Source organism: Corynebacterium sp. L4757, from assembly GCF_043673995.1.
Lineage (GTDB): Bacteria > Actinomycetota > Actinomycetes > Mycobacteriales > Mycobacteriaceae > Corynebacterium.
Window position 1 is genome coordinate 32,542 of sequence record NZ_JBIMEN010000008.1, and the last position, 19,540, is coordinate 52,081.

The following is a 19,540-nucleotide window of genomic DNA, read 5'->3' on the forward strand; positions in this document are numbered from 1 at the left end:
TCCTAGAATTTTTATTTACTTCAGGTCGTCGTTTCACTACCTCCGACTAGAAGTGGTGCAACGACGGTCTGAAGGTAAGAAGTGCCTAGCTCATCACGTATTTAAGCCGATGCTTCAGATTCCTCAGGCGCATAACGCATGCCGATGGACCGTGGTGCGGTTTCCACAAAACCCATAGATTTGTACAAGGGACGGCCAGGTGCATCGGCCATCAAGACGATATAAGGATTTTCTGGCGCAGCGGTGAGAATTCCCTTGAGAAGTTCGTCTAGGACTGCGCGTCCGATGCCTTTGCGTTGATGCTCGGGGTCTGTCGCCATATCTGCAATCAGGAAGCACCAGCCGCCGTCACCAATGACGCGACCCATGCCGACGGTCTGATGCGTATCAGTATCGTTAACCCGTACCCAGAGCCAGGTGTTGTCGAAGATTGGTTCTGCTTGTTCAGCAGTCTTTGGCGTGAGGCCGGTGTCCTTGCGCAGGCGCAAATAGTCTTCGATCGAGGGTGCCCTATGCTCCAGTTCGTAACGTAAATCCATGCTCCCAAGCGTAACTAGCTGCATTGACCTCGGCGACGCGTTCGGGATCTCCGAGCCTTGGGCCCAGAATGACTAGGACGATAAATACGAGAACTACTACTGCGGTAAGCGCAACCCATAGCCACTGAGCTTTCGGACCCGCCCAATGCGCAATCCATGCACCGGCAGCGGCGCCCAAGGTGTTGAAGAGTAAGTCATCAATATCGCTGAATCCAAGTTGGAAAGCGAATTGAGAAATTTCAATGAGCAGGGAGAAACCTGCGCCGTGCAATGTTGTCAGACCAACCCGGCCAACCAGGAGATACGCCAAGACTCCAAAAGGGACGAAGAAAGCAAAGTTACCGCCATAGCCAAACACCTGTGTGAAGAGGCTTGAGGACTCCCACAAGTCGTTGAGCGGTACCAGGGAGAGTCCCCGCACTCTCTGGTTCTCTGGCTGCCACAGCAACCCGATCATGAAGAATGCTTTGAGCATCGTCAACGAGACGATGACGCCGCAATAGGCGAGCAGCGCAGTTAGTATGGCACCTCGGCCTGCGGGGTGGGAACTTTGGGAATTCATGGAGAAATCATATGTCACAGGCAGCCAATAGCACTCAATAACTCTGTGGTGAGACGGACGTGATGAGAACGCGGATTGTCTCCGTCTCACCGCGCGCGTCTACTTTTTCAGAATCCAGTTAATAAGAGCCATGATTCCGAAGACAACTGTGGCTAATCCAGCAACGATAGACAAAGCGAATATAGGGATTGCGACATCGTCAGAGTATTGCATGATGATGAGCACGCAGGTGATCAGGAATAGCGTGACAGAGGCCGCAGCGGAAACTCCGGCACCGATCAGGGCCTTCTTCAGTTTCGGCCGCATCGGTTCTACTTCAGAGGAATGCGCCTTTTGTACCGCTGCAGGCTTCTGGGGCGTGGAGGTTGCGAGATAGTCCCCGTAGCTAACTGTATTGGCGTTCTCTCTTGGTAATCCTGAAGAAATCAAGGTTGGCTTGGACGCTTCACTAGGTGGGGTCGGCTGATCCAACACCTCATCAAGTCTAGTCTGAGTCTCGACAGGCTTTGGCTCAGCTCCAGACTCTTTAACTGGCTCGTGCGTGATTGGTTCATCCTCTACCTCTTCATCAATCGTAGAATCTAGAGCATCCTCGTATTCCAGTTCCGCCAGTTTCTGCTTAGCCCACACGTCGAAGTCAGCTTGGCGGATGAGTGGCTTGTTGTGCATCTTTGCCATTTTCATTTTGCCGTCGGTGGCGCTCGGGTCATCAGTGACTAAAACATCACAGCGAGTCTTGGTGACTGCCTGCTTGTACTCGATGCCAAGCAGTGAGCACAGCCCTTGGAGGGGCTCGCCCTGTGGAAGCAACACACCGTCAACATATGTGGAGCCTCGGAAAGATACACGTGTTCCCGGCGTCAAGATATCTTCAGGCTTGGCCCAGACGTATTCAAAGACCTCAGTCTCGGGCTCGTCGTTGACCGTCTGTTCTTCAACCACGGGTGGAGGCGTAGGAGCCGTAGCCGGTGTCGGGGAAGTTTCAGGTGCCTTGGTTGCCTCAACCTGTTCGGAGGCTTCAGCTGGCTCGGCGAGGAATGGACCGTTGTAGTACCAGTGCTCGAAGTCATCTTGGCTGATGATTGGTTTGCCATATTCTCGTGCGTTTTGCGCTTTTCGGGACTGAGAGGCTGGGTCGTGTGCGACTAGAACATCGCAGCGAGACTTTGAAACACCTTTCTTGTACTCAAGGTTTACAGATTCGCAGATTTCCTTGAGACGGTCATCGTCAGCAGGACCACCAAGCAAGTTATTGCGGCCGGTGAAAGCAATGCGTGTCCCAGGGGTAAGAAGTGACGGCACGTCGAGATTATTGGATTCGACTTCCGGCAGGATCAGGTCGGTCATTCCAGCGCGAGCGGCACGAGCGCGAATATCGGCCTCCTCAGCTTCAGTCCAATATCCGCGGGAGACCGCCCAAGCAGAGAGGAGGTCTGCAGTTTCAGCGACTTCTTCGTCCACTAGATTATGGGTAGGTCCGCCGGAGAAAGCTGCCCACGCATGGTCGGAATCAGTCGCGTGAGTCTTATCCAGGTCCATAGGGCTAGTTGGAGCCCACGACGGTATGAACACGGAGCCTTCTGCTTCCTGGGATGCAGGTGGAACCACTTGACCATGACTGATGGGGAAAGGCTTTTGCTGGTATGCAGACACCATGGCATGGCAGCGCTCAATGACGTCTGAACCAGTCAGAGAAACGTTGAACTCGGAAACGTCGTAGCCGGTACCGAGGGCTAAGTCCATGCCCTTTTCTTGATGCCGAATGGCGCGCTCGAGCATGGGCAGGTTATCACCGACGATGATGCGTCCCTCCGCTTGGCGCAGCAGTAGCGGCCAGAAGTCAGAAAGTGTTGGGGCCATGGCCAAGCCACCCGATGGAACATTGTGGCTCTCACCGAAGCTTCCCAGGTCCGACATCGGGTTGATCCAGGTTCCGAATTCGGCGACTTTTCGGTCATTGTCGAGGATGACTGCGTGAATGCGCGCGACGTGGTCACTAATGCCAAAGTTGACGCCATCAATGGACAGGAAGGTAATGCGGTTGGTGGTCACCGCGGGGCCGACATCGCGACGGATGCGGCGCACCAGTGAGTTATTCGCACGAACATGGCGTGGCTCCACTGGGGCACTGAAACGGAGATTGTCCAGGCTCACACCACGGGAGAGTGCGACATAGAACTGGCCGTCCGTGGCAGTGCCACCGGCAAGGTTGATAAAAAGCTTAGGGATCGTCTTGCCCTGAGATTTATGAATAGTAATCGCCCAGGCGAGGATGACGGGAAATTGGCGCACGCTGCCGATGGCCTCTGAGCCCAGGCCGGAATCGGTGACCGTAGGGCGCTTGATCTCCCAGACGTGCTTCTCCAGTTCAACGGTCTCACCAGAATGGTCGAGATTCACTGTGATCGTATCGTTGGTTGCTTTGGTGATTGTTCCAAAAGAACCGTTGACGAATCTATTCATGGGGTCATTAATAACCGTCATTACACGGGCGCCAACGGCATAGTGGAGTTCTTCTGATGCGGAGAAAGAGTTGGTGTCAGCTTCACCGAAGCGCTCAGCAACGCTGAGGAATTTTGTCGTGTCCAGGGCAGCAAGGCGTGCATGGTTGATTTTGTCCACGCCCTTACGCCTGGAAGCCAGCGTTACCCAGTCATTGGGTGCTTCAAAGTCGCTATCAACTTGCTGGTTGAGACGGCTTAGAGCGGCATCACTCAGAGAGCCTTCGCGCACCTGATTGAGGATTTCAATGAATTCTTCATCAGACTGGCGCCACACGGTGGTGAGGTTGATACTGTTCAGAGCCACTTGGTCATAGCAGTGCGCGGAGAAGAAGTAAGGGGAGTCCCAGTTTTCGGTGAAGATCTTGGATTCTTGTTCAGTGACTACGGGTGGTAGCTGAAGGAGGTCTCCGACGAGGACGAGTTGGACTCCACCGAATGGGCGGTTGTTCTTGCGCAGGCGCTGCAGCGCGAGGTTCATCATGTCGAAGAGGTCTGCGCGGACCATCGAGATCTCATCAATAACAAGGATGTCCAGAGACTGCATGATCTTGGCGGTATTTGAGCTAGCCCACCAGCTGCCACCAGACTTAATGTCATCTGGATACATGCCTGGCCGGAACCCAAAAGCCTTGTGGATGGTGAATCCACCAACATTGAGGGCCGCAACACCGGTTGGTGCAGTGACCAGAATCTGCTGATTGGTTGTTCCTTCGAGGAAAGTTCGAAGGAGTGTGGATTTGCCTGTTCCTGCCTTGCCTGTGATGAGAACGTTCTGACCGCTGTTGATGCGGTTGAGCGCGTCTTCGAACTCGTGCGTAATGGTGATAGCCATGAATCTCCCCAAAGGACTCTAACTGTCTGCAGTTATCGATTTTGTATGTCTATCAACAATTTAAACAGCACAATTAGACACCGGCAGGATAAAGGCGTTCGAACTTTCGAACCTAGCCATTTTCGGGGTATGACAGCGTGTTGTATTACCTGGAGAAAGCGGAACCGCCCGGAAACTGCAATGAATATTCATGCTAGTTTCCAGGCGACTAGTGCTACCGAGAGGCTTAAGGTGGGGGACCAACCTACGCTACGACAGAGCTGGAGACTCCCAGAGATTTAGGGGAGTACCAATATTCTTTTCCACCGCGGTGCGGTAGATATCGGTAGCCCACGCTACGTCCTCAACAGGCATGCCACCGGCTGAATAAAGGATGATCTCCTCATCGTTTCGGCGAGCAGGGGCATCAGAGGTAGCGATATCGGCTATCTCCTCAATCTGGGTGGTTGCTAGCTTCCCGGACCTCGTGAGGTCATGCCAATGGGTGCCAATGATGCCAAGGTTCTGATAAGCCTGATCCCCGTATTCATCAGCCCAAGCATCATAGAGTCGCCAGGAATCAACCACCAGGCGAGAATTGTCTGATGCGAGGAAATCGTCATCGAAGCGCACGGCTGCGGGAAGCAGAAGCAGCGCGCCGGGCTGAAGCCACTCGTGATTGATATAGGGATATCCCTGGGAACCAGACGCATCCGTCGTGACGGTGACGGTGAGGATGTCCGATACTTTGGCCACAGCTTCTAACGAAGGCGCAGACTCCACGCTGGTGATGTGCGGGAAGCGGGCCCGGATATAGTCAGCAAAGCGCTGTACGTCAGCGTCATCGATTCCTTTGGCCACGATGGAATCGATACTTGGGCATTGGGAAAGCGTCGCCTCGGTAACCGCACGACCGATAACGCCAGGTCCAACCACACCCAGTACCCGTGAGTCTTTCTTTGCCAAGTGCTTGACCGCAACACCTGGAATAGCTCCTGTGCGATAAGCGGAGAGCATGTTGCCTGACATGTGCGCCAAGGGTGCGCCCGTGTCAGTGTCATTGAGCGTGAAGAGGTGAATTGAGCGAGGAAGACCTTTCGCACGGTTTGCGAGGTTCGAGCCGTACCATTTGACGCCGGTCGTGCCGAAGCGCCCACCGAGATAGGCCGGCATCGCCATGAAGCGACGGTCAGGCCCGTCTGCCGGCATGGTGGGAAAGCTGGGCGCTTGAGGGAAATCAATCATGGCGCCGTGGGACATGGCGGTCGCGCCAGCCATGCGGAAATCGCCTTGGCGGAGAAGAATGAGGGTTTCTTCCATGACATCGACGCAGCGTGCCATATCGGTGACGCCTGCTTCAATCATGTCGGGTTCATTGAGATAGCGGAAATCGATGCGTTGATCGGACATCGGCATGCCTTTCTGACTAGGTTGCTAAGTGAATATGTAGACCAAGAAATGAGCTTTACTGCGTGCTTCCATAGCCACCACCTCCTGCCGTTCGGATAGATATTCCTTGGCCTTCTTCCAGGTCGAATTTGCTCATTGAAGGCAAGGTTGTTGTCTCCTCCTCCTTATGCAATTGAATCTGTGCATTTGTGCCCGCAGCGCCTCCTTTCAGTCCCCATGGCTCGGTTGTCACACGGGAGGTTCCAGCGACAACCGTGGCGGTGCCATGAGTAAGGGTGAGATGTCGAAGCAGCCCGTCGCCGCCGGAGGTGCGTCCTTTGCCGCCGGTGCCGCGGGAGATTTCATAGGCTTCTACGCGCAATGGGTATTCGCGCTCGATGACTTCACACGGGGTATTGCGCGTATTGGTCATGTGCGTATGGGTTGCTGAAGCGCCATTCATATCGAAGGCAGCGCCTTGCCCGCCGCCATAGGTTTCGACGTAGGAGTAGTAGTCGCCGGACCGGGTATCGACGCCGCCGATGGTCATGATGCTCATGCTGCCACTCGATGCCGCCGGAACGAGGTTTTCCGTGAATTCATCAAATGCGCCGAGCAGCGTATCGACGATACGTTGTGACGTCTGAGTGTTGCCATGGGCAACCGGTGCAGGAAACTCTGCGTGCACCAAGCTTCCGGGTCGAGTGCGTACTTCAATCGGAGCGGTCAACCCAGCATTCGATGGGAGAGAGGGATCAGCCAGCATTTTGACGACATAGGCAGCACACGCCTGTGCCACCGCATAGGAGCAGTTCACCGCACCTTTAACCTGGTCACCAGTTTCGGTGAGGTCAATAGAGATGGTGTCGCCGGAAACGGTCACGGTGGCAGTAATCGGGATATCGACTTGCTCAACACCATTGTGCTCGAGATAGTCAGTAAACGTGCCGGTGCCATCGGGAAGCTTACTGATGGCTGCGCGAGTCCGACGTTCGCCATAGGCCACCAGCGCGTCGCACGAACGTCGAAATTTTTCCGTGCCCCATTCATCAATCAAATCGAGGACACGACGTTCACCCAGACGGTTCGCTGCGACTTGGGCCATGAGATCACCACGGGTTTTCTCCCCAGTACGGATATTCATCAGAAGGAATGCGAGGGTTTCTCGCTGCAATTCGCCTTGGGAAAAGAGCTTGATGGGCGGAACCCGGATACCTTCTTGGAAGATTTCAGTCGCTTCTGTGGCCATTGACCCTGGTGTCATTCCGCCGATATCAACGTGGTGAGCCATCGTTGCCACCAGCGCCACCACCGTTTCTTCCGCAAAGACCGGAGTGATCACGCACATATCCGGTAGGTGAGAACCTCCGAGATATGGGTTATTGGTCATCAGAACATCCCCGGGCTTGAGATTCTCAGACCCGTATTCCGCAATAACATTTGCGATCAATGTGGGCATCAACCCCAGGTGGAGTGGAATGTGCTCAGCTTGAGAAATCAGCCGGCCCTCAGGTCCATAAATGCCTGCGGAACAATCACGCCTGTCTTTGATATTGGGGGAGTAGGAGGTACGAATAAGTGCCGTACCTACTTCTTCAGAGATTGAGGTGAGGCGGTTACGAGCGATTTCAAGCTCAATGGCATTGAGATCAGAAGATGCTGTAGTCATGTTCTCTACTTTCCAATCCGGCTCAGGTGGAGGAAACCAAACTCATCACAGTGACACACCTGGTCAGGCCGGATATAGGTCGTGGTGTCGAATTGATCAAGGATGGCAGGCCCGTGAATATTGGCGCCGGGGTCAAGAGCATCCCGGTCATAAATCGGGGTATCGGTCCACTGGCCATCGATGTAGACCGGACGCTGTGCTTTCGGGGTTAATGAAGCATTACCCGTGGCACCAATTTTCTGTTGCGGAACAACCGGCATCCCAATGGTGGCAACAAGGCGGGCAACCACAACTTCCATCTCCGCATCCGGATCCTGGAAGCCATAGCGCTCTTCGTGAGCTTGATCGAAGGCTGCACGCTGCTTCTCCCAATCAGCGATGAAAGGGATGGTGAGCTCATAGCTTTGACCGATGTACCTGGCATCAACCAGGCGTTCGCTCTCAAAGTCTGACGTTGACATTTCCGTCTTCGCCTCTTCGCTCAGCTGCTCATAAGCTGTTTCTAATTTCTCGAACCCAGTGGAGCGATTGGCCTGAACTGGGGCAGCAAAGTCATGCCTAATGGGCGCATCCAGCATGCCCACTGCGGAAGCAATACCTGGAAGGGGCGGAATGATGGCAGTCTGCATGCCCAACTCATGAACCAGATCAGCACCGTGCAGCGGGCCTGCGCCGCCGAAAGACATGAGATGGCAGGAGCGGACATCGATGCCGCGTTCCACACTGACCTTGCGGATTCCACGCGCCATGGTTGCTGCAATGACCTGGAGGATTCCCTCGGCGCATTCTTCAGCACTCAAATTCAATTCTTTTCCGAATCCCTCCATGCGCTGATAAGCAGCATCATGGTCCAACTCGAATCTGCCACCGAGCAAATTAGTGCCAAGCCTCCCCAAGACCACATGGGCATCAGTGACCGTAAGCTCGGTTCCTCCCCGCTGATAAGCGATGGGGCCCGGCTCAGCGCCCGCGCTATGTGGACCCACCCGCAAGCTTCCGCCTGAGTCTTGCCAGGCAATAGAGCCTCCGCCAGCACCGATGGTGTGAACATCCACGCTGGGCAGACGCAGCGGCATGGAGTCAATCTCACCGGTGGTGGTTTCATCCGGTTCACCGTCTCGAATCAACGCGATATCGGTACTGGTGCCACCGATATCAAAGCTAATGACCTTGTCGAGTCCCACGTGTCGTGCCCAATTAGCCGCGCCCACAACACCTCCGGCTAGACCAGATAACACCGTGCGGGCGCTATGTGTACTAGCAATCTTTGGATTGAGAAGCCCACCATTTGATTGCATCACCCACAGGGGAGAGGGGATTTCCAGTTCTTCGATATCCTTTTCCAGCCGCCCCATGTAGCCAGACACCTTGGGGCGGACATAGGCATTGACCGCTGCCGTGGATGTGCGATCATATTCGCGCATCTCAGAAGTAATCTCCGTCGCAGCCGACACAATCGGTGCAACCTCTAGCTCCTGCAGCCGCTGAGCAGCATGCGCCTCATGCTCATTATTGGCATAAGCATTGAGGAAAGAAATAACCAGCGCATCGAGATTGAGCCCACGCAGCTCCTCAGCAACTTTTTCTAGCTCCTGGTCATCGAGCGGTGTGATGACCTTGCCCCCGGCATCGATACGTTCACTGAGTTCGCCAATGTATTCATCATCAATCAAGGGGTCGACGCGGTGCTCTTTGTCATTGTAAATTGACGGCCGGGCCTGGTGAGCAATGGCCAATACGTCGCGGAAACCTTTGGTGGTTAGCAGCCCCACTCGTGCGCCGTCGCGAGTGAGAACCGTGTTTGTTGCCACCGTCGTGCCATGCACCAGCCTCGTAATATCCCGAGCGCTTTCATCTTGTTGCTCTAAAGCTCCGGTGATGCCGGTGATGACCGCTTCATCTGGTGCAGAAGGAGTAGATGGCACCTTCCACACTGAAAGGGAACCATCCTCGCGGCGCAGACCAATATCGGTAAACGTACCACCGGTATCTACAGCGACCTGGAGACCTGGTTGAGCTTGCGTAGTTTCAGAAGAGTTCATGATTTCCTCCTATTCGATTGCATCAATGAGCTGTGAGTTCTTAGTTTCCGGCAGCATCGACAGCGCAATGATTCCAAGTACTGCTCCGACAATGGCGATCGTCATGATGGAATAGCCCCAGCCAATGGAAGCTGCTGCTACACCAACGGTCAGTGGACCAAAAGCGGCGAGACCACGGCCGAAGTTATAAGCAATAGCCTGCCCAGTCGCGCGCACCTCGGTAGGGAAGAGCTCTGCCAGATAAGCGCCAGTGCCACCAGCCTGCCCGGAAGCAAAGAAACCAAGTAGCAAGATGATCGCGATTCCCAGTTCCGGACGCGCCGCGGGTGTCAGGACGAAGAGCGAGACACTAGCGGCGGAGCCCAGGAAAAAGAAGAGGAATGTCTTGCGTCGCCCAATCGCGTCAAGCAAGAATCCTGATGCGAGATAGCCAATGAAAGAACCAATGATTGCCACCCAGGTGTATGTTGCCGTACCGACGATGCTCAGTCCGCGTTCTTCTTGAAGGTAGGTGGGAAGGAAAATGAATACTGAGTAGTAGATGGCCTGGACACCAACTCCGAGCAGCGTGGCGGTAAGAGTCCGTGCACGAAGGTCGGACTTGAATAGGCGTGAGAACTTTGCGCTTGATTGCTTCTTCGCCGGCTTTTCTTCACCACTGGCCTCAGTCGCGTCCTTAGTCGTCCGCCGAATCACAAAGGCCGCTAGTGCGGGCAGGATTCCCACGAGGAAGAGATAACGCCATGCTACTTCTGGCGGAAATATGGAGTACAGGGTCAAGTAGGCGGTAGTAGAGACCGCCCAGCCGATTGCGTAGCAGCTCTGGACGATGGCCAGTGCGCGACCACGCTTTTCCGGTTGCGCATACTCAGCAACCAGCGCCGCACCGACGGCCCACTCACCGCCGAAGAAGAGTCCTTCGAGTGTCCGCCACAGCATAAAATCGAATGTCCCTTGGGACGTAGCAGTCAGCGCTGTGAAAATGCTGTAGCCGAGGATAACCACGGTAAGCATGTTGACGCGCCCATATCGGTCAGCCAGGTTGCCGAAGATAACTCCGCCAACGGCGGAAGCAACGATACTGATGGCCGTGACCCAACCGGAGGCACCGGAGCTCATGCCCAGCACAGGCATGGCTGCAGTAAGGGCAAAGCCATACATTGTCCACGTGAATCCGTCGAGCCCCCAACCGATACCGGAGGCCGCGATGGCTCGTCGACGATATTTTGCTACGTGGGGATCCTCGGTCGATGTATCTGAGGAGCGTTCTTGGTGTTCGTGTGTCATAACTTTACTCTCAATTCTGGAGTGATCTAGATTATGTATACGAGTGGTATACATGGTTGCACGCTTTTGAAGCCTTTGGAAGGGGTTTCTTAAAGACAGCACTCCAACTGGTAGAAAGAAATCTATGAGCACACGCACCCGAAGCGCCCGCGAACGAGCCTATGAGCAGTTACGACGCCGAATTCTCACGTTGGAACTGGCTCCTTCGCAACGCCTAGATGAAAATCGAATTGCGGAAGAGCTCGGCGTGAGCCGTACCCCCGTTCGGGAGGCATTTCACCAGCTATCGGCAGAAGGCTTGGTAGACATCGTCTCTCGCGGCGGATATGTCGTCGCCGATATGAATTTGCACCGTTTTCGTGAACTCATTGAGGCCCAACATATTTTGGTTCGCGCCGTCACTCACTTGCTAATAGCCCGTGCAACCGACGAGGACCTTGAACAGCTAGAAGAAGCAGTTCGTACCGTTGATAGCTCCGAGCAATCCCGCGACCCGCATTCAATCGCCGAGGCAAACGCAACCCTCCATATTCTGGAGGCGCGATTAGCAGGCAATGACTACCTACTAGCCATGGCCGAGCGCGTTCACACCCACCTGCAGCGACTAGCATTTCTTAGCTTCGGCGGCGCCGGCGGCATCGGCGGAGGACAAGAAGACGAAAGCCTTCTCGAACACTACAAGCACGTCCACGAAGATCACTGGCACTACCTCGAAGCTTTGCGCTCTCGAGATGCCTCCACCGCAGAAAAGGTCGGCGTAAGCCACGTTGAACTTTTCCAGTACCGTATCCGTAAGTATCTGGAAGCAAACGCTGTCGATAGTGTCGATTTTTCCAGTATTTCTCGTTAGAATCCGTCTGTCCATTAATTAAGGCGGAAGCGTAGGGAGCGGTAGATTGGCCCTATGTACCTGAAAATCCAAGTGACTTTGGAATCCGCGCAGCCTCGTGCGACGCGCGTCATTGCTCTAGATCCAACGTTGACTCTTGATCGCGTTCATGCCGTGCTACAAGCATCGTTTGGTTGGTTCAATTCTCACCTTCATCAGTTCACGCAGCGCAATAGCAGCCTGGAAGATCGAAATTTCTACATCTACCCTGGGTGGAAGCCTGAGATGCTCGCGGTGGCGAGTTTTGCTGGTCCAGAAGATGAAGTAAGCATTGGCGATGTACTGCGCGAACCAGGAGATTTTTGCTACTACGAGTATGATTTCGGCGACAGTTGGGTGCATCGCTTGGAACTTGATGGGCTGACGGAATCCGCAGATTTTCCGTACGTCATCGAAGGAGCGGGTACAACGCCGGAGGAAGATAGCCGCGCAGAGCAAACTGAGCAAGAACTGCCCGCATACCCGATCTCAGATGCCACCCTTGCTGAGATTAATGCTGCCATCGAAGCTACTACTAATGCTCGGGTGTCCGCTGATGTGGCGATTGCGTTTGGTGGTCGAGTTGGCCCGCTATTTGAAGCATCGTGGGAAAGAATAAGTTATTCACGTGACCAACGATTAAATGACCTGTGTGAAGCAGTCATGGAGCAGCCAGTTACGCTATTGAGTCCGAATCTTGAACAGGAGCTTGAGCAAGTTCTAAAACCATGGACCGATTTTCTGAATGAAGCTGAACAAGAGATTCCACTGACACAGGCTGGTTACATTGCGCCGAAGTTTACAGCGGGTTTTGTAGAGAAATGGAAGATCAACGCTTATACAACCTCGAATCGCGAAGTCGATATTCCTCAGATGATCGGTTTCCACTCGGTGTCTAAGAAAGCCGGACTAACGCGCAAGTATCGTTCAACGCTGCGGCTCACCCGTGCGGGTAAGGCCGCCAAGAAGGATGCAAAAGAATTGGTGAAACGCCTTATCGCGGCCAACTTCACTTTGTATCCGGATGATTTTTACCGCGATGCCATGGTTCTGGGGCTGATGTTGGTTGCCACCGGAGCTGCCGAGTACTCACCTAAGCTCCGGAGAGATGGTTTTGAAATGGAACGGTCCGTGGCGGAGCTGCTAGGTACGATGCACTGGAGCTTTAACGGAAGAGCGCCGGATTATTACCAGGTAATGACGGCGACCAAGCCATTAGATACAATTCTCAATCCACTTCACCAAAACAATGACTTCTCACCTGAGCTGGCGCGCTATTGCGCGTGGCAAGGGCTAAGCGCTTGAAGTGGTCTGGGATTAGATGCACCGGCTCTAAAAGTTCCATCGATTTCACAAATTTGGATTGATTCTGATTCTGGGAGGGCTGTAGCAAATGGCGCTTACTATTTCCGAAAAATTAAGCTTGCAGTACTTTAGGAAATTTATTTGAACTTCTTCCAAAACGAGGGTCATCGATCTTGCTAAACTGCGAGAATGATTGACCACAGTCATCATTTTGATGAACAAGCCGCAGATTGGGACAAAGACCCCAAGAAAATTGAACGCGCTCGCTCGACGGCACAGCGAATTCAAGACACCCTGAAGATTTCAGGCAATGAGGATGTATTTGAGTTCGGCGCGGGTACTGGGCTTGTATCGCAGTTCCTTGGGCCGCATGTGGGCTCATTGAGCCTCGCGGACAATTCTAAGGGCATGCGGGGCGTAATCGCGGAGAAGATTGCGGCAGGTGTACTTCCACACGCGAAGCTATCTGATTCGGACCTAGTTCAGGGGAAGCTTCCGGATGAGAAATATGATGTTGTAGTAGCGTCGCTGGTTCTTCATCATGTTGCTGATGTACCGGCACTTTTAGAGTCATTCGCAAGCATCCTCAAGCCTGGAGGAGCAGCCTGCATTATTGAGATGGATACTACTGACGGCAAGTTCCATGCTCACATCGACAACTATGACGGGCACGATGGATTCAATCGGGAGTCATTGGAACAGAAATTGCTCGCAGCGGGCTTCAGCGAAGCTCAGTTCCACGAAGCAGGAACAATTGAACGCGAAGACGGCAAATATTCAATTTTCCTAGTTAATGCTTTCACCAGGGAAAACAGCTAAGGTATATCAGGATGTAATACAACTAGAAAGGAATACGGTTGCCAAGCTCCGGGGCTTCACAATCTACTTTGTCTGCTATTGCCGGTATCACTACCGGACTGGTGGGATTTCTAAGTTCATTCGTCATCGTGATCGCGATGATGCAAAACCTCGGAGCAACTGACGCGCAGATTTCTAGTGGGCTGCTAGCGGTCTGTTTCGCAATCGGACTTACTACTTTCTTATTGGCGTACACCACGAAGGCGCCGATCACTATCGCATGGTCAACACCCGGTGCGGCATTAATTGCGGGTGCTTTTGTATCTGGTGACGGCGATAGTGAGATGTTCTCCCACGCCATGGGTGCATTCATGGTCACCGGCGTGCTGCTGATCGCGACAGGGCTGATTCGACCATTAGCGGATTTGGTCTCCAGAATCCCAGGTGAGATTGCCCAAGCAATGCTGGCGGGATTCTTGCTTTCGTACTGCACACAGACCTTTGTTTTGTTGGGCAGTGATCCTTGGCTCGCAGGACCAGTGATCCTCGTTTGGATGCTGGCATTGTGGAAGGCGCCGCGGTGGGCTATTCCTGCAGCCTTTGTGGCATCACTTGTGGTTATTGCTCTTAACTTCAATACTGAAGCAGTCGAGGGGATCACTGTACTTCCACACCTCGAATTGATTGTGCCATCGCTTGATTTGGCCGCGATAGTCAACATTTCCTTACCGCTTTACCTAGTGACGATGGCCTCCCAGAACCTTCCTGGGTTGGCAATCTTAAAAGCCTACGATTACCGGCTTCCATGGAAGAGAGCCATGGTCTCCACAGGCTTTATGAGTTCTTTGGCTGCTGTATTCGGCGGTTTAACCATCAACCTGGCGGCAATCTCAGCTGCCATCTCTGCGGGTTCTGAATCTGGTGTTAAGCGCTTGCGCCGTTGGCATAGCGCCATGTGGAGTGGCACAACTTATCTCGTGCTTGGCCTACTCTGCAGCGTTGTGGTGGTAGTGATTGCCGCAGCGCCATCGGAGGTATTTAGTACCCTGGCGGGTCTTGCTTTGATAGGTACGTTTTCTGGATCCGTTGCTGGGGCTTGGAAGAATCCGGATGAGCATTCTCGGATGCCTGCCGCGGTGACATTTATTATCGCAGCCTCCGGATTAACCATCTTTGGCATTGGCGCAGCTATTTGGTCGATTGCCGGTGGACTGATCGTGCGCGGGATTATCCTGGCACGTAAGCATTCTGAAGAAGACAAAGTCGCGCAAGAACATGCAGAGCACCAGGAGCAAAGTTGAGTTAATTCCTAGGAGGCACGGCACTCCCGGAATTTGATAATCATAGAAGAGGAGGGATCATGGCTTATTTCGAGCGACTCGGTGAACAGAGGTTCACAGCAACTGAGCTTGCAGGTGGAGCCTGGAATCCCGAAGAACAACACATTGCGCCCATGATGGGACTGATGACCCACCTGACCGAGCTGGATCATGTTCCCCGGGATCCTGAAAAATTGATGCTGCCAGGTCGTATTTCAGTCGAAATTCTAGGAACGCTTAGTTTTGAGCCTTTCGACATTGAGGTGGAAGTTACCCGTCCCGGCCGCACGATTGAACTCATAGAAGCGGTGTGTATTCAAATCGGTCGCCCAGCGGTGCGTGTGCGTACTTGGTTCCTTAAGAAGGGCGAGACTGAAACAATCGCTGGTACTGAGTTTCCCGAGATACCAGGGCCATCGGATGATGCGCTACCGGGGTTAGGAATCGGTTGGAGCGGTGGTTTTGCTGGATCAATAGTCGGGCGTCGGGAGCAAACTGCTCCTGGACGTGGCTTTGCCTGGTGGTCTACTGAAGTACCATTGCTTAAAGAAGAAGACACCTCCAACCTGGCTATGTACATGGGTCTAGTGGATTTTGCTAATGGCATTGCGGTTCGAGCGGATCCCAAAGAAGTCATCTTTCCCAATCTTGATCTCACCGCGCACTTCTTTCGCCTGCCCGAGGGCAAATGGGTGGGAGCCGATACGAGCGTAAGCTTCGGCGCTTCTGGAATCGGCTTGACGAATTCTGTACTCCACGACGAGTTTGGTCCGATTGGGACATGCTCTCAGGTACTGACAGTTCGCCCTATGCAATAAGCTGCCCTAGCAATTCCGAATCTTCTGGTGTAGGATTTCTACCGTTTGTGCAGCGTGTGCGGAATTTTTGAGGGGAAATTGTTACTGGTATTGGGCTACCCCTTACCAGTGTCACATTTTGGATGGTGAGACGGGGATCACTTTTGATACCAGGGTAGAGACCACCGCGATTTTAGTAAAAGGTCTTCCAACGAAAAATGGCGCGGGTTAAGCTGCAAGTACAAACAGCAACCGACAGCAAGGGAGATTAGATGAAGGCAAATCCACCAAAATTTAATCGACGCAGTAACGGTGAGCATCCTTAAAAATAGAAGCGGCAAAGCCATAATCCAGAACTTCTAGCCACCAACAATTGTCGAAGTAGAGGAGCTACAAAGGATGCACAACGCGAATCGCGTCATCCCGAATCATCCTCAACAAGCACAGTTCTAACCGGTCAATCATTATCCTATAGATAAGAAGCGGAATAACCACTGATTCGATCCGCACCTCGGCCGCAGAGTAGTACACCGCAAGTTGAGATAAATGATTCGGGATTTTCATTTGCCTAAACGGTCATGAAAATGAGTTTTACCAGTCAATTTGTAAACTTTAGCTATGGTAGTTTACTCTTATGAAGTCCGAAAGGCACAGGCCCCGTTCGTCTAGCGGCCTAGGACGCCGCCCTCTCACGGCGGTAACACGGGTTCAAATCCCGTACGGGGTACAAAATAGAGGCAGTTTGCTATTAAGCGGACTGCCTCTAATTTTTCTTTAGTAGTGCTGAGGCGAGCTGAGAGAATAAGTGATGCGGACGAGTGTTTGTGGCATTGTCTGTGTGGCCGAAGCGCCGCTATAGCACCATAGTGACGTGGGGGATGCCGTCCTCCAGGAAAACATCGCTGGCCGGAGTAAAACCGAAGGACCCGTACCAAACTTGTAATGGTGCTTGCGCATCGAGGACGATTTTTGAATCCGGGTTGATCTGCTTGCAACGATCCAGCGTGTATGCAAATAGTTCGCGCGCAACGCCAGTTCCTCGGTGGTTCGCTTCTACCACAACGCGGCCAATGCGGAGGGCTTCATCGTCGTGCAGAATCCTCGCTGTACCGGCGACTTCGTCATTGATGGTGACCCAAACCAATTCAGAGTCGGGTTCTAGGTCACAGCCGTCAAGCTCGGGGTAAGGGCAGTTTTGCTCGACTACAAAGACATCGGTGCGAAGCTTCAGAATCTTGTACAAGACAAGCGGCTCGATATTGGCAATGTTCTTGTTGAGAAACTTCTTCGCCATGTCGTACTCCTTGGCATCCAAATGCTTTAGCTAGATCGTGATTCTATCGGCACAAAACCCAAGATACGAGCCTGACCTGCGCCTTAAAATATCTAGATTATATGTTGCCGGTTGTATCCAGCTGTCGTAACTTTAATCTATGAGATTATTTCGCCGGGTGAGTTTATTTGGCTTGATAACTTCTTTGAGCCTTGTTGGAACTGTTTCGCCTGGGGCGCAAGCAGCGCCGACTGAGCAGGAATGCCCAGAAACCGTGGTCCTGGCGGCGCGGGGCTCCGACCAGAATGAAGAGTACGGAGAGTACTTCGGTCCGCAGCGTTACTCGTCGTACGCTGAGGAATCCAATGGATTCGAAGGCCCCAATTTTACTGCTCTTTTCCACCACGTAGAACAGCGTCATCCGGGAACTATGGATAACGTGTACGTGCTTGCCCTTGATGATCAGCAGTACCCAGCTGAGATGGGTTTGCCGCCGCTAGCAGATGAGGGCGAGGACCTGACTCCTGCTGAGACACTTCAGCGGGCTGTGGCTATTGTGCAGGAATATCCGGTTGGGGACATGGTGCATACGGTAACGTTCGGATTTATCGATAGTCTTCGCACCGGAATGGATAGCGCCCCACAGGTAGTGGAGGAATACGAGGCCAGCACTGGCTGTAGTCCCAATTATGTGGTTGCCGGCTATTCGCAGGGAGCTTTGGTGACAACGAGCGTTGAGAACTACCTGGCAGACACCGGCCGATTGGCAGGTGCGGTGACCATCGGTAATTTTTTGCACTCCTACCCGTGGCTCATGGATAGGGCGCCACTGCCAAAAGACAAGCGCGTGGACTATTGCGTGGATGGTGATTTCCTCTGTGACTTCTCCCTAGAAGCTGCCAATGATGCGCTATCGAATAAGGCGGAAGTGCACGCGTCCTACTTCTTAAAAGAGCCAACAGCGCAGGATATCCAGGTCATCGACGAGGTGGCTGCATTGCTCAACTCAGCCAGCGCCGAAGCGGCATAATGAGAAACCCTCGGTAGGTGAAAATATTCAATCTCACTACCGAGGGAAACTAGAGTTAGCGTTGGTACCTATTGCAGTGCGGACTTAATTCCATCCCATGCAGGCTGAAGTTGTGTACCGAACATCGGCCAGCCATGGGCACCTTTATCGAGGTAATCCGTGGTGTGCTCAATGCCGGATTCGGTCAGAGCCGCGGAGAGGTCTTTCGTACATTGCAGGGAACCGGCCTCTAAAAGGGATCCGGCAATCTGGTCAGTGAGCGGCTTATCTGAGTAGTATTCCAACTCTTCTTCGGTGATTTCGCCGTTGGCGGCGGAAAGATAGAGCTGGGTGCCGCGCAGACCTTCGGGATCAGAGACCACATCATTACGTGACCAGGCTTCTGGGGTGGACCACATATTATTCGGGTCGCCGCCGAGGTTTCCCACGGTCAGGTCAACTGTGCCCTTACCAATGGTGTCCATAGTGGAATAGCAGCCGGAGATACCAGAAACACCATCAAAGAAGCCTGGGTTATTATTCGCCATCATGACTGCACCGGATGCGCCCATGGATAGGCCAATAAGTCCGCGCTTGCCATTGTGCTCTGCCTCAGCTTCAACTACTGGAGCAAGTTCCTCAGTGACGAAGGTTTCCCACTTATGACGGCCAAGTTTAGGGTCATCCTGATCCCAGTCCTGCCACATCGAACCGGCGCCCTGAGCTGGGATGACTACGGTGGCATCGGTGTCAGCGAAGACTTTCTGTGCGTGGCCCTGAGAAATCCAATTGGAGGTCTTCGGGGAGTCGATGCCCTCAAGGAAGTAAACCACCGGGCCGCCGGTGCCAACGAGAACATCAGCCTCAACATTGCGGCCCATCGATGGTGATGCGATGACCCAGCGCTCGCGGCCAGTTTCATTGGTCGGCGTGCGAGAGATGAGCTTAGCTTCGGTGATGGAGTCATCGATGGCAAACGGGTAATCGGATTGCTCAGACTTCCAGATGTCCGTCAAAATGTTGGCGTTATCGCCAAACATATCGAGGATGCCGAAGGTGGCGCCGACAGCTGCCATTGAGGAGCCGTGGTTCCGGCTAAAATCTTGGTGCGCTTCTGCTGCTGAAGAACCATTTGAGGACAAGCTGCCGGAGGAAAGCCCATCCGAGAGTCCGCTTGAGAGCTCGCCTTCAGATGAGCCAAGGGAGGACATCCAATTATTCGAATTTACGCTTGACTGGGCATGAGCCACGGGAGCGAGGGAAAACGCGAGCACTGCCGCAGTTAAGGCAGGGAAAAGACGCATGGGGGAACCTTTCTATTTAGGGAATAAAAATAAATATATCCCGTCTACCTGCAAACCCGACAAT

General features: G+C 53.3%; 15 protein-coding genes and 1 tRNA gene. 7 read left to right on the forward strand and 9 right to left on the reverse strand.

What is annotated here, in order from left to right; all coding sequences use genetic code 11:
- Positions 1 to 101: 101 nt before the first annotated feature.
- The 7 genes from ACG98I_RS10330 to ACG98I_RS10360 all read right to left on the reverse strand — a co-directional run bounded on the left by ACG98I_RS10330 (position 102) and on the right by ACG98I_RS10360 (position 10,803).
- On the reverse strand, positions 102 to 539 hold the full coding sequence (locus tag ACG98I_RS10330) for a GNAT family N-acetyltransferase (RefSeq protein ID WP_394720556.1): 438 nt from the start codon (positions 537 to 539) through the stop codon (positions 102 to 104).
- The gene (locus ACG98I_RS10335) at positions 511 to 1,101 is read right to left on the reverse strand and encodes a VanZ family protein (protein WP_394720557.1); all 591 of its coding nucleotides are present in this window, start codon (positions 1,099 to 1,101) and stop codon (positions 511 to 513) included. The genes ACG98I_RS10330 and ACG98I_RS10335 overlap by 29 nt, the downstream gene beginning before the upstream one ends.
- 99 nt (positions 1,102 to 1,200) lie before the next feature.
- Positions 1,201 to 4,437, reverse strand: a complete 3,237-nt coding sequence (locus ACG98I_RS10340) for an AAA family ATPase (RefSeq protein WP_394720558.1) — start codon at positions 4,435 to 4,437, stop codon at positions 1,201 to 1,203.
- Between the two features lie 249 nt (positions 4,438 to 4,686).
- Entirely contained in the window at positions 4,687 to 5,832 is a 1,146-nt protein-coding gene (locus ACG98I_RS10345; protein WP_394720559.1) for a tyramine oxidase subunit B, read from the reverse strand.
- A 49-nt stretch (positions 5,833 to 5,881) separates the two neighbouring features.
- A complete protein-coding gene (locus ACG98I_RS10350) occupies positions 5,882 to 7,474 on the reverse strand; it encodes a hydantoinase B/oxoprolinase family protein (protein ID WP_394720560.1) in 1,593 nt (530 codons plus the stop codon).
- A gap of 5 nt (positions 7,475 to 7,479) precedes the next feature.
- Positions 7,480 to 9,516: a hydantoinase/oxoprolinase family protein gene (locus ACG98I_RS10355; protein ID WP_394720561.1), complete on the reverse strand. Its 2,037-nt coding sequence runs from the start codon at positions 9,514 to 9,516 to the stop codon at positions 7,480 to 7,482.
- 9 nt (positions 9,517 to 9,525) lie between these two features.
- Positions 9,526 to 10,803, reverse strand: coding sequence for an MFS transporter (locus ACG98I_RS10360; RefSeq protein WP_394720562.1), 1,278 nt, complete (start codon positions 10,801 to 10,803; stop codon positions 9,526 to 9,528).
- A 124-nt stretch (positions 10,804 to 10,927) separates the two neighbouring features.
- Between ACG98I_RS10360 and ACG98I_RS10365 the strand changes: the two genes are divergently transcribed.
- From ACG98I_RS10365 to ACG98I_RS10390, 6 genes are all read left to right on the forward strand, one after another.
- Positions 10,928 to 11,653, forward strand: a complete 726-nt coding sequence (locus ACG98I_RS10365; RefSeq protein ID WP_394720563.1) for a GntR family transcriptional regulator — start codon at positions 10,928 to 10,930, stop codon at positions 11,651 to 11,653.
- A 54-nt stretch (positions 11,654 to 11,707) separates the two neighbouring features.
- Positions 11,708 to 12,976, forward strand: coding sequence for a plasmid pRiA4b ORF-3 family protein (locus ACG98I_RS10370; protein ID WP_394720564.1), 1,269 nt, complete (start codon positions 11,708 to 11,710; stop codon positions 12,974 to 12,976).
- A 189-nt stretch (positions 12,977 to 13,165) separates the two neighbouring features.
- On the forward strand, positions 13,166 to 13,795 hold the full coding sequence (locus ACG98I_RS10375; protein WP_394720565.1) for a class I SAM-dependent DNA methyltransferase: 630 nt from the start codon (positions 13,166 to 13,168) through the stop codon (positions 13,793 to 13,795).
- 38 nt (positions 13,796 to 13,833) lie between these two features.
- Positions 13,834 to 15,075 carry a benzoate/H(+) symporter BenE family transporter gene (locus tag ACG98I_RS10380; RefSeq protein WP_394720566.1) on the forward strand — a complete coding sequence of 414 codons (1,242 nt, stop codon included), beginning with the start codon at positions 13,834 to 13,836 and terminating at the stop codon, positions 15,073 to 15,075.
- Positions 15,076 to 15,134: 59 nt separating this feature from the next.
- Positions 15,135 to 15,911, forward strand: coding sequence for a thioesterase family protein (locus ACG98I_RS10385; RefSeq protein WP_394720567.1), 777 nt, complete (start codon positions 15,135 to 15,137; stop codon positions 15,909 to 15,911).
- A 633-nt stretch (positions 15,912 to 16,544) separates the two neighbouring features.
- Positions 16,545 to 16,617 (forward strand) — tRNA-Glu (locus ACG98I_RS10390).
- A gap of 126 nt (positions 16,618 to 16,743) precedes the next feature.
- On the opposite strand, the gene ACG98I_RS10395 is transcribed toward ACG98I_RS10390, so the two are convergent.
- Positions 16,744 to 17,184, reverse strand: coding sequence for a GNAT family N-acetyltransferase (locus tag ACG98I_RS10395; protein WP_394720568.1), 441 nt, complete (start codon positions 17,182 to 17,184; stop codon positions 16,744 to 16,746).
- Between the two features lie 157 nt (positions 17,185 to 17,341).
- Here ACG98I_RS10395 and ACG98I_RS10400 point away from each other — a divergent pair, with 157 nt between their 5' ends.
- Positions 17,342 to 18,193, forward strand: coding sequence for a cutinase family protein (locus ACG98I_RS10400; RefSeq protein ID WP_394720569.1), 852 nt, complete (start codon positions 17,342 to 17,344; stop codon positions 18,191 to 18,193).
- Between the two features lie 68 nt (positions 18,194 to 18,261).
- Here the strand turns inward: ACG98I_RS10400 and ACG98I_RS10405 are convergent, their stop codons facing one another.
- Entirely contained in the window at positions 18,262 to 19,476 is a 1,215-nt protein-coding gene (locus ACG98I_RS10405; RefSeq protein WP_394720570.1) for an alpha/beta hydrolase, read from the reverse strand.
- Positions 19,477 to 19,540 lie beyond the last annotated feature (64 nt).

Bases quoted from the DNA above. Each gene is read 5' to 3' on its own strand.
- ACG98I_RS10330 (WP_394720556.1), bottom strand. From the start codon at position 539: ATGGATTTACGTTACGAACTGGAGCATAGGGCACCCTCGATCGAAGAC.
- ACG98I_RS10335 (WP_394720557.1), bottom strand. From the start codon at position 1,101: ATGAATTCCCAAAGTTCCCACCCCGCAGGCCGAGGTGCCATACTAACT.
- ACG98I_RS10340 (WP_394720558.1), bottom strand. From the start codon at position 4,437: ATGGCTATCACCATTACGCACGAGTTCGAAGACGCGCTCAACCGCATC.
- ACG98I_RS10345 (WP_394720559.1), bottom strand. From the start codon at position 5,832: ATGCCGATGTCCGATCAACGCATCGATTTCCGCTATCTCAATGAACCC.
- ACG98I_RS10350 (WP_394720560.1), bottom strand. From the start codon at position 7,474: ATGACTACAGCATCTTCTGATCTCAATGCCATTGAGCTTGAAATCGCT.
- ACG98I_RS10355 (WP_394720561.1), bottom strand. From the start codon at position 9,516: ATGAACTCTTCTGAAACTACGCAAGCTCAACCAGGTCTCCAGGTCGCT.
- ACG98I_RS10360 (WP_394720562.1), bottom strand. From the start codon at position 10,803: ATGACACACGAACACCAAGAACGCTCCTCAGATACATCGACCGAGGAT.
- ACG98I_RS10365 (WP_394720563.1), top strand. From the start codon at position 10,928: ATGAGCACACGCACCCGAAGCGCCCGCGAACGAGCCTATGAGCAGTTA.
- ACG98I_RS10370 (WP_394720564.1), top strand. From the start codon at position 11,708: ATGTACCTGAAAATCCAAGTGACTTTGGAATCCGCGCAGCCTCGTGCG.
- ACG98I_RS10375 (WP_394720565.1), top strand. From the start codon at position 13,166: ATGATTGACCACAGTCATCATTTTGATGAACAAGCCGCAGATTGGGAC.
- ACG98I_RS10385 (WP_394720567.1), top strand. From the start codon at position 15,135: ATGGCTTATTTCGAGCGACTCGGTGAACAGAGGTTCACAGCAACTGAG.
- ACG98I_RS10395 (WP_394720568.1), bottom strand. From the start codon at position 17,184: ATGGCGAAGAAGTTTCTCAACAAGAACATTGCCAATATCGAGCCGCTT.
- ACG98I_RS10405 (WP_394720570.1), bottom strand. From the start codon at position 19,476: ATGCGTCTTTTCCCTGCCTTAACTGCGGCAGTGCTCGCGTTTTCCCTC.